This window comes from Azospirillum sp. TSH20, assembly GCF_003115935.1.
GTDB lineage: Bacteria > Pseudomonadota > Alphaproteobacteria > Azospirillales > Azospirillaceae > Azospirillum.
In genome coordinates this window covers 1-16,301 of record NZ_LGQU01000182.1, presented here as the reverse complement: position 1 = coordinate 16,301, position 16,301 = coordinate 1, and the positions used below count along the sequence as shown (strand labels likewise).

Annotated in this window: 15 protein-coding genes and 2 pseudogenes; 7 read left to right on the top strand and 10 right to left on the bottom strand. The window is 63.8% G+C overall.

The features are described from left to right. The first annotated feature begins 90 nt into the window (after nucleotides 1–90). The 5 genes and pseudogenes from TSH20_RS33390 to TSH20_RS36015 all read left to right on the top strand — a co-directional run. Nucleotides 91–333, top strand: a complete 243-nt coding sequence (locus tag TSH20_RS33390) for a TrbI/VirB10 family protein (protein ID WP_348770475.1) — start codon at nucleotides 91–93, stop codon at nucleotides 331–333. A gap of 419 nt (nucleotides 334–752) precedes the next feature. Further along, the gene (locus TSH20_RS33385; protein ID WP_109156425.1) at nucleotides 753–1,682 is read left to right on the top strand and encodes a replication protein RepA; all 930 of its coding nucleotides are present in this window, start codon (nucleotides 753–755) and stop codon (nucleotides 1,680–1,682) included. Between the two features lie 439 nt (nucleotides 1,683–2,121). Further along, nucleotides 2,122–2,631, top strand: a complete 510-nt coding sequence (locus tag TSH20_RS33380) for a transposase (protein ID WP_109156415.1) — start codon at nucleotides 2,122–2,124, stop codon at nucleotides 2,629–2,631. Then, nucleotides 2,619–2,804, top strand: a complete 186-nt coding sequence (locus TSH20_RS33375; protein ID WP_158282109.1) for a transposase — start codon at nucleotides 2,619–2,621, stop codon at nucleotides 2,802–2,804. Before TSH20_RS33380 ends, TSH20_RS33375 begins: the two co-directional genes overlap by 13 nt. 15 nt (nucleotides 2,805–2,819) lie before the next feature. Next, nucleotides 2,820–3,115, top strand: a pseudogene (locus tag TSH20_RS36015) (DDE-type integrase/transposase/recombinase); the annotation flags it as partial. 87 nt (nucleotides 3,116–3,202) lie between these two features. On the opposite strand, the gene TSH20_RS33370 reads toward TSH20_RS36015, so the two are convergent. Both TSH20_RS33370 and TSH20_RS33365 read right to left on the bottom strand, forming a co-directional pair. After that, complete coding sequence (locus TSH20_RS33370) at nucleotides 3,203–3,826, bottom strand: hypothetical protein (protein WP_199232002.1); 624 nt, start codon at nucleotides 3,824–3,826, stop codon at nucleotides 3,203–3,205. Nucleotides 3,827–3,840: 14 nt separating this feature from the next. Then, nucleotides 3,841–4,647, bottom strand: coding sequence for a helix-turn-helix domain-containing protein (locus tag TSH20_RS33365; protein ID WP_109156417.1), 807 nt, complete (start codon nucleotides 4,645–4,647; stop codon nucleotides 3,841–3,843). 855 nt (nucleotides 4,648–5,502) lie between these two features. On the opposite strand from TSH20_RS33365, the gene TSH20_RS33360 reads away from it, so the two are divergent. Then, the gene (locus TSH20_RS33360) at nucleotides 5,503–6,723 is read left to right on the top strand and encodes a hypothetical protein (RefSeq protein ID WP_109156418.1); all 1,221 of its coding nucleotides are present in this window, start codon (nucleotides 5,503–5,505) and stop codon (nucleotides 6,721–6,723) included. A gap of 97 nt (nucleotides 6,724–6,820) precedes the next feature. Here TSH20_RS33360 and TSH20_RS33355 read toward each other — a convergent pair whose 3' ends face one another. The 6 genes and pseudogenes from TSH20_RS33355 to TSH20_RS33330 all read right to left on the bottom strand — a co-directional run bounded on the left by TSH20_RS33355 (nucleotide 6,821) and on the right by TSH20_RS33330 (nucleotide 11,134). After that, nucleotides 6,821–7,531: an IS6 family transposase gene (locus TSH20_RS33355; RefSeq protein WP_109156419.1), complete on the bottom strand. Its 711-nt coding sequence runs from the start codon at nucleotides 7,529–7,531 to the stop codon at nucleotides 6,821–6,823. Nucleotides 7,532–7,685: 154 nt separating this feature from the next. Then, nucleotides 7,686–7,895 (bottom strand): annotated as a pseudogene (locus TSH20_RS35425) (IS6 family transposase); the annotation flags it as partial. A 316-nt stretch (nucleotides 7,896–8,211) separates the two neighbouring features. Then, nucleotides 8,212–8,940 (bottom strand): DUF3102 domain-containing protein, encoded by a 729-nt coding sequence (locus TSH20_RS33345; RefSeq protein WP_109156420.1) that lies wholly within the window; start codon nucleotides 8,938–8,940, stop codon nucleotides 8,212–8,214. A 14-nt stretch (nucleotides 8,941–8,954) separates the two neighbouring features. Continuing rightward, nucleotides 8,955–9,695 (bottom strand): ParA family protein, encoded by a 741-nt coding sequence (locus TSH20_RS33340; protein WP_109156421.1) that lies wholly within the window; start codon nucleotides 9,693–9,695, stop codon nucleotides 8,955–8,957. A 531-nt stretch (nucleotides 9,696–10,226) separates the two neighbouring features. Further along, nucleotides 10,227–10,460, bottom strand: coding sequence for a hypothetical protein (locus TSH20_RS33335; RefSeq protein WP_109156422.1), 234 nt, complete (start codon nucleotides 10,458–10,460; stop codon nucleotides 10,227–10,229). A 284-nt stretch (nucleotides 10,461–10,744) separates the two neighbouring features. Then, a complete protein-coding gene (locus TSH20_RS33330) occupies nucleotides 10,745–11,134 on the bottom strand; it encodes a hypothetical protein (protein ID WP_109156423.1) in 390 nt (129 codons plus the stop codon). 193 nt (nucleotides 11,135–11,327) lie between these two features. Here TSH20_RS33330 and TSH20_RS33320 point away from each other — a divergent pair, with 193 nt between their 5' ends. After that, complete coding sequence (locus TSH20_RS33320; RefSeq protein WP_199232003.1) at nucleotides 11,328–12,053, top strand: transposase; 726 nt, start codon at nucleotides 11,328–11,330, stop codon at nucleotides 12,051–12,053. A gap of 35 nt (nucleotides 12,054–12,088) precedes the next feature. Here TSH20_RS33320 and TSH20_RS35420 read toward each other — a convergent pair whose 3' ends face one another. Next, a complete protein-coding gene (locus tag TSH20_RS35420; RefSeq protein ID WP_199232004.1) occupies nucleotides 12,089–12,238 on the bottom strand; it encodes a hypothetical protein in 150 nt (49 codons plus the stop codon). Nucleotides 12,239–12,465: 227 nt separating this feature from the next. Further along, complete coding sequence (locus TSH20_RS33315; protein WP_247871383.1) at nucleotides 12,466–15,894, bottom strand: DEAD/DEAH box helicase; 3,429 nt, start codon at nucleotides 15,892–15,894, stop codon at nucleotides 12,466–12,468. Between the last annotated feature and the right edge of the window lie 407 nt (nucleotides 15,895–16,301).

Here is a 16,301-nt window from a genome sequence, read left to right as displayed (position 1 = left end):
GCCGACTGGCAAGCAGCCACCGCTGCGGCGTGAGCCTGTCGGGAAATCGAAGCATGCTGCGCGCCGGCCCCGTTTTCGTGACAAAGCCCCCTGCTGCTGTCGATCTTCTCGGCCGGCGTCCAGCTCTCCCAGCCGCAGCAGCGCGGCGACACCCGCGGCGGCTATGACGCGCAGCAGATCATCGCCGGCAGTCTCGGTCAGCAGATGGGCCAGCTCGGCGCGGAGTATGCCCGCAAGGGTCTGAACGTCGCTCCAACCCTGGAGGTCCGCCCCGGCTACCGCTTCACCATCATGGTGACCAAGGACATGATCATCCCGCCCTGGCAGGGATAACTCTTACAGTACGTCACATCACCTTGCTGGTAGATTCCACTCAGCATTCCGGACGTACGAACCAGGTGCTGGTAGATTCCACTGATCCTGCCGTTGCCGGTTTGCTGGTAGATTCCACCGCCGGCTAGGTACAGAAGGCAACCCCCGAGTCGCATGCGCTGATACATTCCACCGCTGAGAAGACCCCGATTCGGCCAACCGCGCTGGTAGATTCCACTGGACGGCCAAGGCGCCAGCAGCCGGAGATAATTGCTCAGTGGAATCTGAAAGCCAGATGGGTGGAATTTACCAGCACAGTACCGAGTCGCTCAGTGGAATCTGCCAGACAAGCAAATAGGTTGAACCAAATAACTTCGAATAGCCTGCCCTGGTAGATTCCACCGTTGACGATCCCTCAGGTCGATGAGGAAATGGGTCACATGAGGAACATTCATAAGCTGCTGATTGATCATGGCCTCGAAGCCGCCCGCGAGCTTGTCGTCGACAAAGCCGAGCGGCGCCAGTTGGAGATCGCCGCTGCTGTTTTGGCAGAAGAAAGCGAGACGCTCGGTATTTGTCATGCCGGCTTTGCTCTGACCTCATTACCTCACAAAGACATTATAGAGCCTTTCTGGCGCCGTGAGGGCCATCGGATTACCTTGATGGTCGAATCAGGCCGTGACCGCCAAGGCAATGTGGTCGGCATCCCGTATGGGTCAAAAGCTCGCATGATTCTCATCTACCTTCAAACCCAAGCTGTCCGTACTCGATGCCGTGAAGTCGAACTCGGCGGATCCCTCAAGGGCTGGATGAAGAACATGGGAATGGCATCCATCGGCGGAGCCACGTATAAGATGGTTACTGAACAGGCCCGTCGTATTTCCGCATGCCGCCTAACCTTCTTCACCGATCACGGCCACGCCGATCGGGTCGCTAAAGGTGCTTTTGTCGAAGAATACTTTGATTTAGCCGGAATGCTGAACGATGACAATCAGCCGACCCTTTGGCAGGACAAGGTAACCCTAAACGACGCCTTCTACCGCTCCCTGATAGACCATCCTGTGCCGGTCAGCGAAACAGCCCTCCGGGAGATCGGCAACAAGTCGATGGCAATCGATATCTATGTTTGGCTCGCCTATCGCCTTCACAGCCTTAGCAAACCCACGCCAGTCTCTTGGCCGGCACTAATGGCCCAGTTCGGCGCTGGGTTCAACGCGATGCGCAATTTTAAGCCCGCTTTCACTGAGGCGCTTCGCATGGCGTTGGCGGCCTACCCTGATGCCAAAGTCCAGGTGGAATCTACCAGCATCACCCTATATCCAAGTGCGCCGCCAATCGCCAAGTCTCGCGACAGGCTCGGGGTATTGTAAGGCGCCTGCGGCGTTTTCGCCACGCTACCCCCTCAGGTGGAAGTCTGCAGCCAGAAAGCGTGCGCGCTTTACGCAGGCGCTTTTCTTCGATGAGCTTTATTGCTTGTGCCTACGGAGACCCGTGTGAAAACCTGTTCGCAGCGGGTGCGTCCCATCCGGCTTTAGCCGGGATGCTACTTCAAGCTGAGTAAGGGTGTTACGGCAGGAGCGTGATCTGGTCGGTCTGCCGCCCTCGATAACACCGCTTGGACCCGCACTCTATGGGCACTGCCATTCGTCCCGCAAGCACCACCCCAGCCTCCTGGGACGCGTTCTCGGATGTCGATGCCATTGTCGAGGAAGTGCTGGTCGAGCTGACGGCGATGGGAGTGACGGCACCCGTCCAGCCCGCACCGGGCCCAAAGCGCCTCTCACCGGAGCGGCGCTGCGCAAGGCGATTATGGCGATCTGGTGCGTATGTTTCTGCGGCATGCAATGGCGCGCGATCGGGCAGCTCACCGGCATCCTGTTCGGCACGTTGTACTCTCTGTTTGCCCGCTGGACCCGGCTCAGGCTGTGGCGCCGGCTGCTCGACCGGCTGCGCCGGATGTGGCGTCTGGCCTGCGGCGATACCGCGGAACCGAGCACGGTGGTGATCGACAGCCGGACCTGCCCTTTGGCCCCGAGTTGCTTCGCGCGCGGCGTGGACGGGGGTAAGAAGATTCGCGGGGTGAAGATCAGCATCGCCGTCGAGAAGCACGGGATCCCGCTGGCGATCGACGCCACGTCCGCCAACGTGCACGACACCAAGGGCATCGTGCCGGTGCTGCGCCAACTCGCCGGACGGGGGTTCCAAGGACCAGCGATTGGCGATCTCGGCTTCGCGGCGAGCGCCTGGCCAAGGCCGGAGCGGCGCTCGGCATCAGCATCCAGCCGGTTGCCCGCGGTCGCGACGGCGTGTTCATCCTGACCGAAATCGCCTGGGTCGTGGAGCGCTCCTTCAGCTGGATCACCCGCTACCGTCGATTGAACACCATTGTCGAGCGGACAAAGGAGCACCTCGTTGCCTTCGTCCAGATCGCCTTCATCTCCATCCTCTCCCGACGCCTGCGCCGGTTCGACACCCAAGCCGGCAGCGCGTGACGTCTACGAACAGCTTCTGACAAGCTGCGCTCCTATGGGGCTGCGTTTCGTGAGATCGGCCTGACGGCGCACACCATGAACAAGGCCGGCGCAAGAACTGCCGGGCCGAAGTCTCGCATCAGCCGCTCAGGCGACGCGAAAGGAAGATGCAGCGCTTCAAGTCTCCAGGCTCGGCCCAGCGTTTCGTCTCTCTGCACCCCGCCGTCTACAACACCTTCAACCTTCAGCGCCACCTGGTTTCCCGCCGCACCCTGCGCATCTTCAGGGCACAGGCCATGGCCGCCTGGCTATTCGCGACCATGGCCGCGTAAGCGAACGTCGAACTGGGGGGTACTGCATACCGGCTCAGTTCCCGTGACAGTGCCCTAATAAGCGCAGTACCTGTCCGCCCCCTGCCCTCAACTCATCCGCCGGATCGCCCCCGCCGTCAGCGCCTTGGCTGCCCCGCCTTGGACCCGGTTCTGCTGGCCGGCCTGAACAACCGCCTGCAGCCGCTCGGCCAGCTTGCGCTCTCCGGCGCAGAGGTCGTCGCACAAGGCCCGCATCTCCGCGATGGATGGCCGCCACTTTTTGCTCCGGCGCCAAGCCCTCGCCGCGGCGTCGATGGCCCAAGCCGGGTACTCGCCTAGATCCTCGGCCCAGTCCAACGCCACCAGCCGCTCGACGTCGGGCGTCATGTTTTTCGCCGGGTAGTGGCTTAGCAGGGCCAACACTCGCGCAAGGACGTGATCCGTCGGCGCCGGGGCCAGGGCCATCATCGCCAGATCGTCCAGGGCGCGCTGCGCCATTGCGGCGTGCTGGACTGTCACACCGGCCGGCGGCGACCAGGTTTCGGTCACGCCGTCGAAACCGTCGTCGGAGAAACGCGGGCGGCGTTCGACGGGTCCGGCGACCAGCAGGTCCTGGAGTGGCGGCGGTAAGGCTCCGATCAGGAGAGAATGACGGTCGGCCGCGGGCATGGCCGGGTCGAACGGCAGCGGCGAGCGGGGGCTCGGGAAAGCGGTGATGTTCGGAGCAGTCATTGCCGACCTCACAATTAGGACGTGGATGTTGCCGCGGTGCGCTGGCGCAATTCGGCGGCGGCGGCGGCCCAGGCGCTGAAGCGCTGTTCGGCGGCGGTTTGTCGCGTGCGGCTCGGGGGCATAGCCGCGGCGCCGGCAAAGGGCGTGTTGCGGAGGATTGGTGCCTTGCTGGCGGCTGCATCCTGGGCCAGCCAAGCGCGCCAGGCAGACGAGATGTCGCGGTAACGGTAGCCGTGGGCTTGGCAGCGGAGGATGAAACCCTCGACGTGGCGGCCGAGGTCGACCTCAGCGTGACGGTCTCGCGCCCAGGTTAGATCGTCGGTGGTCGGCATCCAGTCCACAGGCACATCGCGCACCGGCTCGCGCCCGCTCGAAGCGAGCGAGTCAGGAGTCTGTTCCGGATGGAGCTGTTCCTGACTCGCCTGCGAACAGGGGGTGTGCGCCTCCGAGTCATCCCTGTCGGCTGCCCGCACAGCGTGCTCGGCGTGCTCGCGCACCCCTTCCCCGCCGTCCTGGACGAACCGCAGGCGATACAGGCAGGACAGGCGGGCGCCGTCGCGGCCGCGACGATGCTCAATACTGACCAGCCCAATGTCGTCGAGGCGCTGCAGGATGCGGTTGATCGTTGGACGGGACCGCTTCAGTTTCGCCGCCAGAGTGGACTGCGATGGCCAGCACAGGCCGGTCTCGTCGGCGAAGGTGGCCAAGGCGGCTAGGACGGCGAACCCGTCGGCGTCGAGATCGGGGTGTTCCAGCCACCAGGCCGGGATGCGACCCCAGCGCCCGGTATCGGGACGTTCGGTAACGCTTGTGGATGGCATCGGGAAACTCCGCGAGGTGTGGTGCCAGGAAGGCCAGCGATCTTGCGGCCAGGATTCCTCGGGATGGGGCAAAGCACCAAACCGCCACCAAGTCCCATATGTTGGTCTCAGGTGCGGTTCTGTTGGAGCCAGGTGCGGACCTGTTGGTCCTAGGTGCACCCCTGTTGGAACCAGGAGCGGTTCGGTTGGACCTGGGTGCGGCGATTTTTGCGAATCGGGACGCTGCGGACTCGGTTGCCCCAACAGCGCGCCCCGAGTCGATCATCGGGTTGTTCTTAGGTGCGCCACGAGATGGCAATCCTGTTGGAATTAGGTGCGTTTCGTGTGGTATTCCGCGTGGCAGACTGGGACCTTTTGGAAACAGGAGTGCCTTTGAAAGAGTCAAGCCTCTCCTGTTGGACCCAGGAGCGGCGGTACCATCCGTTCGGCCGGAACGTCGCTCCTCTCCGATCACGGGTAGGTTGGAACCAGGAGCGGGGCCCCCGACACGCCTAGAAAATGCTCGATCGACTCTGTTGGAACCAGGAGCGGGATTGAGGCCGCTGTGAAATGCCCGTCTCCACGCGGCGGGATGTGTCCTGTTGGAGCCAGGTGCGGCCGAGGGGAGGTGGCTGGAAGTCCAGGTGCGTGATTTCTGCGATTGGGATTCGCCCATGCGATTCGCCTCCACGCGCGGCCCTTCGCGCGCGAGGTTTTCCTGAGTTGGCTGCCCCGCACCTAGGTCCAACCGAACCGCTCCTGGCTCCAACAGGTCCGCACCTGGTTCCAACATAGCCGATCGGCGAGACGGCACCGACATGGTTGCCGACCTCCCACGGGCGGCGTTACGGTCGCTCGAGCGATTGGAGTGAGAGCATGACCGGCGACCGCGAGACGTGTGACGGCAAGGCCCAGATGACCTCCCTGCAGTTGACCCTGTGGGAGACGCCGGACGACGGGCAGGGCCGGGCGCGTGACACCAACGCCGTTGGCATCTACGACCAGGCGCCACGCTTCGTGTTCTTTGGCACTAAGAAAAGCAGGGACAACGGCGCCAAGCGGAAGGCTGGAGAACAGGCCGCCAGTGCGCAACCTGTCATGGTAAAGCCCTCTACAAGATCCCGCCGCATGATCAAGCGCGACTTCGACTTCGGCGGCGCGACCTACGGGGTGACGATCCGGCCGGTCCTTATCGAGCGCCGTGGCTCCGACGGCGAAATGACCGAATTGGAGGTGTACCCGGGCGAGCGCGAACAGATCGTCGAGGAGGTCATCCGTCGGATCGCGACCGAGCGAGCGCGCCTGCGCCTGTCGAAGGAGGACAGGATCCAGATGGATTTCTCGTTGTACGAGGTTCTGGAGGAGTTGCGCCGCGTCGGACATGGGCTGAATCTCCAGGAACTCAAGGAGGCCCTGACCATCCTCCATCTGGCCTCCATCCAGATCAAAGCCGTTGGTGCTGGCGGCGAGGAACTGCTGCACTCGTCTGCCTTCCCAGTCATGGCGTTGGCGTCTCGCGCGGGAGCGGAGGGCGAGCGGCAGGTGGAGCGAACCTACCTGGAGTTCAACCCGCTCGTTGCCAAGGCGATCCGCCAATTGCAGTTCCACCGGCTCGACTACGAATGTCTGATGCGGATCGACAACCCGGCGAGCCGGTGGCTCTACAAGCGCTTGGCCTGGGGCATTCAGAACGGCGAGGAAAACCTGTCGATCAGTGCCACACAAATTGTCCGTAACAGCGGGATGACGCCGTGGTCCCGATTGCGGGCCATGTTGTCGTGGATCACCAAGGCATGCGAGGCGCTAATCGAGAAAGGCATTTTGGCTTCGGTCGAGAAGGACATCATCAAGAACGGCGCAGCCTACGTGGACATAAACTACGTGCTCATCCCCTCGGAACACTTCCTGGGGCAGATGCGCATCGCGCGCGCTCTAGCCCAGCATGATGCGGCCGAAGTCAAGCGAATCACCGGCTCGACGAAGGCCCCTGATCAGTTTGTCCGAATCGATCACGAGACAGCCGTTACAACCCGTCGAAAGCGGAGGAAGGTGCTGAGCGCAGAAACCGAGGCTGTGTTGCCACTCATCGCGGAATAAACCGCTACTGTATTATTATTATTGCGCGTGCTGTTGTTGTTAACTTTACCAGCCAAGGACGCAATGACGATGAGCAGCCCCGCTTTTAGGTCGTTGGTCAGCTGACCTGAGCAAGGCCAGTCACCTCGCGCCAAACGGTGAAGGCGCGAGCGCGGGCGGCACGGTGCTCGGAGGAGGAGATCAGGTGGCGGTGCAGTTGGAAGTCATTGTGGACCGGGCTGTGGCCGGAGAGAAATTGCTGGGCCTGCTGGGCGGATTTGAACCGCTGCATGTGCCGCTCGCGCCGTCGGGTCAGCTGGTGCAAGACTTCGCAGCGATTGTTCAGGTATTGGCTTTGCCGATCTTCGTTGCCGAGCCTCATCCCCCTCTTCGCTGCCGCGTAGGTTTTCAGCTTGTCGGTGATGACGACCCGCGGCGCATAGTGCAGCCCTTTCAGCAGTTTGCGAAAGAAGCGCATGGCCCCCTTCGTGTTGCGCCGGCTCTGTACCGGGATGTCCAGCACCACCCCGTTCTGGTCGATGGCGCGCCACAGGTAGTGCTGCTTGCTGCGGATGCGGATGAACACGTCATCCAGGAACCACTGGTCGCCCGGCTTGGGCCGACGACGCCTGAGGGTGTTGGCGAAGTCGCGCCCGAACCGGAGGCCCCACTCCCGGATGGTCTCGTAACTGACCTCGATGCCTCGCGTCGCCAGGATCAGTTCGACTTTCCACAGGCTGAAGCTGAAGCAATGATACAGCCACACCGCTTCGCTGATGATCTCGGCCAGAAAGCGGAAACCACGATAGGGATTGGACGCCCTGCTCATGCTCGCCAACCTGCCACGCCGGAGCGGCCCAGCCCAACCTGACAACACCGACGTCGGCGATGAGCCGGGGTAACTCCCGAACGGTGCACATCGCGAGACGGACCACCATCCTCAGCCCAGGCAGACATGGGGACTTGTCATTGCGAGCCAGGCGGCGCTGGCGGATGCCGGTGGCAATCCCGCGGCCGAACTTCAGGCCCCACTGACGGATCGTTTCATAGCTCACCGCGATGCCGCGTAGCGCCAGCATCTCCTCGACCATGCGTAGGCTCAGCGGAAAGCGAAAGTAGAGGTACACCGCGTACCTGATCACCTCGGCAGGGAAGCGGTAGCCGACGTACATGCGATCGGGGCGCGTCGTCATCCCCGCCTTATACCGACGCTTCCCGGGTCCGGCCAGCCCACCTTGACGATGCCCTCCAGAGGCTCACGCTGCGGTCGTCGGCCGGCTCGTCGACGAAGTCGAGATGGCGGAGATGGATGCGGCGACGAGTGCGCGCATGTGGATCCTCCAATGTCTTGTCGGAGGAATCCTATCACGAGGTCAGCGATCCGATTTGCGCATGGAGCGGGCCAACGACGAATTTTGGCTATGATGGAAGGGGAGGGAGCCGATCGCCCTGCCCCTCCCCAACCTTCCACCCAGTTGTGAACCGGAAGCATGCTTCCAGTCTTGTGGATCAGTCGTCTGCTTCGACCGTCGCGGCGACGCGGCTACCTTGCAGTTCCGCCAGCCGCGCTTCGATACGGGCTTTTTCTTGGAGGAGCCGTGCGATCTCCTCAGCAACGGAGTCCATGGCTTCGGACATGAGATCGTCACCGCCCTGCCCTCCTCCAGAGACTTGGCGGCGGAATGCGAGGATTTCGCGTCGCGTGACGTCTGGACGGATAAGATCTCGCTCCTCAGCCAGTTTGCGCTCATCCTCCGACATGCTCGCCAAAAGGTACACGTTGGCCCAGGATCGTGGCGCCCGCTCTGGAGCGATGGTGCGGTTCGTGATGGCTCGTGCAGCCGTCATTAGCATGGTGGCCGTGCGGTGCGAGAACGGTAGCAAGGCTACCATCTTGCTCCATTCTCCATGCTGGAGCCGCGCCTTCGCCTCAATGAGGTGGCGGCCAATCTGAACGAACCGTTCCTCTGCCTCGTCGTAGAGGCGGGAGATAGTCGTCACATAATCGGCAACGGAGTCAGGCTTGCCTTCCGGCGGCAGAATTTCGATCGAGCCGGATGTCCTCTCCGACAGCAACGGAGAGGTCGGAACAGCGGATTTGCCGACCGCCCCACCCTGCGGGTTGGTTAGGCTCGGCATCCCCGCTGTCGCGGATCGCAGGATGCTGATTACATCCTGCCCTGCGGGCGCGCTGCTCGGGGACGAACCGGTGTCGATCGGCAAAGGCTTTTTGGCCACGGTCTATCCTCCCCTCACGCTGGGGTCGCGGCCGGAGCGGCCTTCTTTGCACGAAGCGCCCTGCCCTTTCCTGGCTTTGCCTCCGGCGGCGCCAATCCAGCGAGCGACGCGATTGCAGTGCAGACGGTAGCGATCTGCTTCTTGAGCACCTTGTCGGACACTTCTTGCGGCGAACACTTATGCCACCAGGCTTTTTCAAACGAAGTGCGGTGGGGAACATGCGCATCGTCACCGAACACGGGCACGTTCCACGCGGCCAACTGCTGCTTGGCCGCCTTGTAGGTGTCAGTGTTGGGCCGGACCTTGCACAGGAGCACCTTTGCCGGCAAGGAGAAGGAGGGGTTTCCGGCGGACAGCAAGGCTGTCGTCTGCTCAACAACCTGGTAGGTCTTGCGAGCCTCGTCGATGTCCCCTTTGCTCGAGCCCGACGGGATGACCACGGCCGAAGCGTAGCCAAAACCAAAGACCATTTCTTGGGTCAGCGCTCCAGCGAAATCGACGATTACGACGTCATGTTGTGCCTTGGTGTCGGTGATTGCCTCGACGATGTTCCGACCGAGGAGAGACATAAGGGTAATGCCTTCCACCCGGCTCTCCCCTTTCTCATTACCGAGCCAGGAGATAAGTTTCTGGTTCGGGTCGGCGTCGAGCAGAGCGACAGTGCCACATTTGCGAAAGTGTTCTGCAAGCATAACGATAGTGGTTGTCTTTCCTACGCCACCTTTGCTGGAGGCTACCGCGAGAACCCCGTCCATGCACCTCTCCCCTGCTCTCTCGCCCCGGACGCTTGATCAGCATCCTTGTTTTGCCAACATCCTCAGGCTTATCAGCGAGGTCAACGTATTCAGCGATCATATGGAATTATCAGCAGCATTGCGTGTCGATTGAGACACGCCATTCATGCGCGCCACTGCCCTGAGGAATGCGCGCGCTCAAAGTGGAGGCATGCTTCCATTCTGCTTCCATCGAAGTGACCCTGTCAGACAACGACTCGGAGGGGCATGAGCCAAGCGTGCTACCGGGGCGCTATCCTGCCCACATTGAAATGGAAGCATGCTTCCACCTCTGAGCGCCGCCCTGCCCTATGCTCTCCACACCGAAGCTCCGCTGCGGCCGACAGCAAGCGGCGCCACATGTTAATGGCTAACTGGAAGCATGCTTCCACTCTCTGGAGATGTTCGCAGATACAGAGGTGGGGCGCAGCCTGTAGGTCAGCATCCAACCACAGCGCACGTAATGGCACGCGTCGGTATTGATGATTGTATGCTTCGGCACGCTGGCCTCCTTCAGCGTGTCGGCGAGACCGGATCGGCGATCACCTCGCCCAGGCGCTGCGCCACCTCGCCGCCGGCCCGGGCGGACATGGCACGCACGCTGCCGAGGAAGGCCACCGCGTCAAACGCCTCGGCGACAACCTTGTAGCCAGTGGTGCCGGAACTGTCGATGCCGATAGTTGCTATGAAGCGCTGCTGATCCGCACCCTCTGTGGTGAGGCTGTCGTACAGGCGGGCCAGCCGCATGCGGTCGATGTTGGTCGGCTCCTTCGATCGAGCGGTCCAGCGAAAGGTCGGTCGCCATGGCGAAGGAATTGAGCCGGAGCAGCCGGTCGGCCCGGTCGCGCTCTTCCTGCTGCGCGCTGGCGATCACCTGAGCCATGGCGTTGAACGCGACCTGCGCGCGATCCTAGCGGCAGGGCGCCATCGTGGGTGAGGTTGGGTTGGCGTTGAACGACTGACCGCCAAGCACCATCAATCCATGGCGCAGCGCGGTAAGGCCGGTATGCGGGGCCTTCGACGCGGCGGCGTCAGGTGTAAGCCGGTAGAGGTCGGCCGCCACGCGTAAAAACGGTCAGCCTTCTGGACGCGAAGCGCTGCATCACGGCCGAGTAGGGCGTCGTGTAGACGGTTTGCTGTGGTGTTCTCCAATGGCTCGGCGGTGAACGAGGAAAGGCTTGCGGCGTAGTCGCGCTCCGACCGGGAGAGCAGGGCAAAGCGCCCCTTGACTCGACGCGCTGGGCTTCCACAACCTTGACGAGGCGCATTCGGTCCTCGACTGAGTAGCCGGGCAGGGCGTTAGCGATGACATCGAGCGCCGCGGTGTCCACGCCAAGCCGTGCCGCCGGATTGACGTGCATGTCGCGGTCGACGTCGATGGTGATTTCCATCGCCTTGGAGGCGTCGGCCAGGACGGACATGGCCTTGTCGACATAGCGCTCGGCGGAGGCGCTGGCAAGCGAGACACCGCGCGCCAGATCAGAAGGGCAGGGTAAGGCAGGGTAGGGCAGGGGTGCCGGCGCACTCGACCGTCGCGTCAAACCTTGCGGGCGAGACCCTCAGCAGGGTGCCGCGAGGCGATGCATCCAGCCGGTTGCCCGCGGTCGCGACGGCGTGTTCATCCCGACCGAAATCGCCTGGGTCGTGGGGCGCTCCTTCAGCTGGATCAGCCGCTACCGTCGATTGAACACCATTGTCGAGCGGACGAAGGAGCACCTCGTCGCCTTCGTCCAGATCGCCTTCATCTCCATCCTCTCCCGACGCCTGCGCCGGCTCGACACCCAAGCCGGCAGCGCGCGACGTTTACGAACAGCTTCTGAGATCACTGGACCTTCGCATCTGTTGAGGGGGCATCGGCATCGGTTTGGGAGCCGAACCAGGACGCTTCAGCTGCGGGAGTTGAGTGAGGACGAGCGGACGGACGTGCAGGGGATCACACGCTCGCACACCCTCGGAGCTCGGCTGGTCCGGCGTGCCCAGATTATCGCACATGCCATGAGCGGCCTGAAGGCGGAGCAGAGCGCGACCCGCATGGCCCTATGCGGCAACACGGTGCGCTACAGGCTGAACCGCTTCAACGCATGTGGCCTGGACGGGCGAAAGGAGGATGTGCGCACCACGCGCCCACCGACCAATTCGGCCGCGCCGCGCCGTCATCGCCGCCGCCCTGACCTGCCCATCCGAGCTGGGCCTGCCCTTTGCAGCCTGGACGCTGGATCGCCTGGTGGCCTATCCGAGCTAGCAGGGGATCGCTATGCGCCGCAGTCGGATCAGCGAGATCGTCATCCGAGAAGGCCTGAAGTGGCGCCAGCAGGCGACGTTGTTCGGCGCGTGGGTTGATCCCGACTTCGCCAAAAAAGGGGTATCGACCAGCTCTACATGGCGCCACCAGCCACCCAAGCCAGCGGCTCGTTCGACCCGCTGCACCGAAGGCCGATCAGGAAGGCGAACAGGCGGCGGAGTTGCCCCGAGATCCGCAGCAGATCCTCCAAGCCGCAGTGGTTCAGGCGAAGATGCTCCTTCACGAGCAGAGCGGCAAACAGGCTGGAGGGGCGGCAGGCAGGGCTGACGTACTTGCTCAGACGTAAGGGAAGCGCGCGGCGCGCCACAGCATCGGCCAGCCGCGCAAAGCACAGCAGATGATTTTCCGTGATACCCGTCAGATGGGCATGATACCGTTAGACGGCGAGGCTCTCGACAAAGCGAGGCGTGGTCAGGTGAGAGCATTCGGCGTCTCATCCGTTCGCCGATGTCACCCGTCGATGGGAGCCAGCAGGAAATCGAGGTCGTCTGCGGTCAGCAGTTCCTCCGCCGTCTGGCCCCGGTCGTAAACCGCCTCCCCCAGCCGGCGCTTGCGCTCTTGGAGTTGTACCATACGTTCCTCCACAGTACCGCTGGTGACCAACTTGTAGACGAAGACCGGCTTGTCCTGGCCGATGCGGTGGGCGCGGTCGGTCGCCTGATCCTCGACCGCCGGGTTCCACCAGGGGTCATAGTGGATCACCGTGTCGGCGGCGGTCAGGTTCAGCCCGGTGCCGCCGGCCTTCAGGCTGATGAGGAATAGCGGCACCTCGCCTGCCTGGAAGCGCCGGACTGGGGTCTCGCGGTCCCTTGTGTCACCGGTCAGTTCGACGAAGGGGATGGCGAGTCGGTCGAGTTCCGGCCGGATCAGGTCGAACATCGAGGTGAACTGCGAGAACAGCAGGATGCGCCGACCGTCGGCCAGCAGCTCCGGCAGCATCTCCAACAGCCGCTCCAGCTTGGCCGAGGCCGCCCCCTTTGCCACCCGCTTGCGTGCACTCTCCAGCTTCACCAGCCGTGGATCGCAGCAGACCTGCCGCAGCTTCAGCAGTGCGTCCAGGATGGTGATGCGGCTGCGCGCCAGCCCCTTGCGCGCCACCTCGTCGCGCACGCGCTGGTCCATGGTCAGGCGGATGGTTTCGTAGAGGTCGCGCTGGCCGCCGCCGGGCTCCACCGCTTCCAAGATCTCGGTCTTGGGCGGCAGCTCCGCGGCCACCTCCTCCTTGGTCCGGCGCAACAGGAAGGGGCGGACACGGCGGGCCAGCACGCGCTGGCGGTCGGCATCGCCGTGCTTTTCGATGGGGGTGCGGAAGGTCCGGCGATAGCCGGTGCGGTCGCCGAACAGTGAGGGCACGCTGACGGCAAACAGCGCCCACAACTCGTCCAGGTTGTTCTCCACCGGGGTGCCGGTCAGGCAGAGGCGCTGGCGTGCCTCCAGTGCCTGTGCCGCCTTGCTCGCTTGGCCAATGGGGTTCTTGAGATATTGCGCTTCGTCGAAGATCGCCAGATGCCATGGCTGGGCCTCGAGCACCGCGCGGTCGCGCGGCAGCAGCGCGTAAGAGGTCACCACCAAGTCGTACTCAGTCAACGAACCCTGCGCCGCCTTGCGCTGGGGCCCGTGCAGGACCAGCGTGCGCAGGCTGGGAGCGAAACGCTGCACCTCCGCTCGCCAGTTGCCGAGCACACTGGTCGGCGCCACCAGCAGGCTGGGGCGGTCAAGCCGGCCAGCCTCCTTGTCCACCAGCAGATGGGCCAGTGCCTGCAAGGTCTTTCCTAACCCCATGTCGTCGGCAAGGATGCCGCCGAAACCGTGGGCGGCGAGGAACTGCAGCCAGTCGAGCCCCGCCTGCTGGTAGGGGCGCAAGGTGGCGTGCAGCCCCTGTGGTGGGGGCACCGTTGGCACGCCGCCCGCTTCGCGCAGGGTCTTGGCCATGCCGCGGACGGCGTCGGCGCCGAGCAGCGGGATGCCGGCAGCCGATGCTGCCTCCTCCAGCGCCGACAGGTCGCCCAGATGGGACCGGCCAATGCGCAGTTCGCCGCCGCCAGGCTGCAGGCCGAACAGCTCCATCAGCACGCCGATCATCGGCGCCACCCGCTCCACCTCCAGCGGAATGTAGCGGGTGGAGCCGATCCGCACGAACATTGTTCCGGAAGGCGCCAACTGCTCCAGCACCGCCGTCAGCCCCGGCGTCCGACCATCCGTCCTAGCGGTACCCTCCTCTCCATCGGCATCTTCGTCGAAGACCTCGTCGTCGAAATACTCATCGTCGAGCAGGTCCGGGTCGATCCGGGCGAGCGCATCAATCACCTCGCGCAGCACCGGCAGCAGATCGATGCGCTCACTGCCAATGTCGACGCCAAGCGACAGGCCAAACCAGTCGATCCCGGAGCCATCCTCAATCTCAAACGCCCAGTCCTTGGGCGCGTCCAGAACCTCGAAGGGGAAATCGGGAGCGATCTCAATGATCCAGCCGGCGGCCCGCAGGTCGGGAAGCACCGAATGGCAGAAGCTCAACCAGATCGCCCGTTCATCGAGATCGTCGCCGGTGGCGGCGAACAGCTCGTCGCGGACCGGTGAGGCGCCACCGACGCTGAGCGGCAGTGGCGGGATGGCGAGGCCAGCCTCCTCCAGGCGTTTGATCGCCGTCTTCTCCTCTTTCGGCTGAGGCTTGGCGATGACGAGGACACCCTCCTCCATCCATTGCAGCGGCGGTCCTCGCCGTTTCCAATGCAGCCGGGTGCCGGCATAGTCGAAATGGAGGTCGGCGACCGGGAGTTCGGGCATCCCTATCATCCCATAGGCCGAGGGGTACAAGGAGGACAGCCCCGCCAGCCGGGCCATGCTCAGCCGCAGCACCGGCCGCGGCACAATACGGCGATGTTCGGTCCGCGCCGGGGCGTCCGGCAGCACTGGCAGCCGGTCTCCGAGCCGTTCCGCCTCAGCCCGGAAGGCGGCCACCTCGCCCGGCGGCAGCGGCGGGGCCGTCAGCAGCGCCACGGCGATCTGCGGTGACACCGTCGCGGCGTCGACGGATCCGCAGATGGCGTTTGTGGGATCGACATAGAGCAGCGGCACCGTCGGCAGCACGATGGCCGGCGGCGCTTCGACGGCGTTCGGCTGGAGCGCAATGGTGAAGCGCTGGCGGCCGGCCCCGTCGGTCTGCCAACGCGGCGTTCCGGTCAGGACAGGGCCTGAGCGCAGCGCTCTGCCGCTGCGGACATCCTGCCAATAGAGCCGGCGAGTGGGCAGCATGCGTTCGATCAGCCAAGGGGCGACGTCGGCCGACAGCAGGAACCCGTGCGGACCGGCTTGTGCGTTGCGCGACACGGCATTCAGCAGCGCGTGGTCGGCCGGGGTGACGAACTTTGCCGAATTCAGCGTGCCGAACTGATAGGCATCATAGGCCTTGTCATCGTTGGCGAACTGGCCATCCTTGCGCAAGGTGGCCGAGAGGATACGCAGCAGCAGCCTGCGGTCGCCGGAGGGGGTGTCATCAAGGCGCAGGACGTAGAGCAGCCGCTTACGGACGGTGTCGGCATACTGCTCTGCGGTTTCACGCAGGACCGCCGCCGTCAGCCGCGACAGCAAATCCTTCACCGGAGCCGAGAGCCCGGGTTCTCCAGGCGGCGTCTTGTCCTGAACGGCAACAGCCGACGGCGACGGCAATGACGGGGCGTATCGAGCGGAGGATGGCCGTTCAGACGGTTGGCTGGCGGCAGTGGTGCTGCGCTCTGCCCAGGCCAGCAGCGCTGCGGCGACATGCTTGCAATTGTACCCCACCGGACAGTCGCACACCCCCTCCACCTGCCGGAGCACGCCATTGACGAGTTTCACCGTGATGTCCTGGCCGTAGAGCGCGCGACCCGAGCCCCGGACCATTGACGTCACGGTCCAGCCATCCCCTCGGCGCCGTTGCGCCTCAATGGTCTGGACGCGGCCGTCCGCCCAATAGTGTCGGCCCCGGTCAAGTGAGCCGGCATCGAAAAAGCGGCGGAGGTCAGAGGGGGAAAACACGCGGTACGTCTCCTCGCACGTGTCCAGATGTGGTTGGAACGGGCGCCCTGCAATGAAAGAAGGTGGCGCATTATCCGCAGCCAATTCCTCGGTCGCAAGCGGCGTCGGAGCAATACGTGACACTCCCAAATGTGGTTGGGGCCAGGGCAGTGTATAGACGGCACAGAATTGATGGAGGGCCGAATGTCAATCGGCTTCCAAAAACCAGCCAGCATCGGCGTCCAATATCCAGCCACGCCTGAGGTTGCAGAACCCGTTGTCCAGGGTGTCCA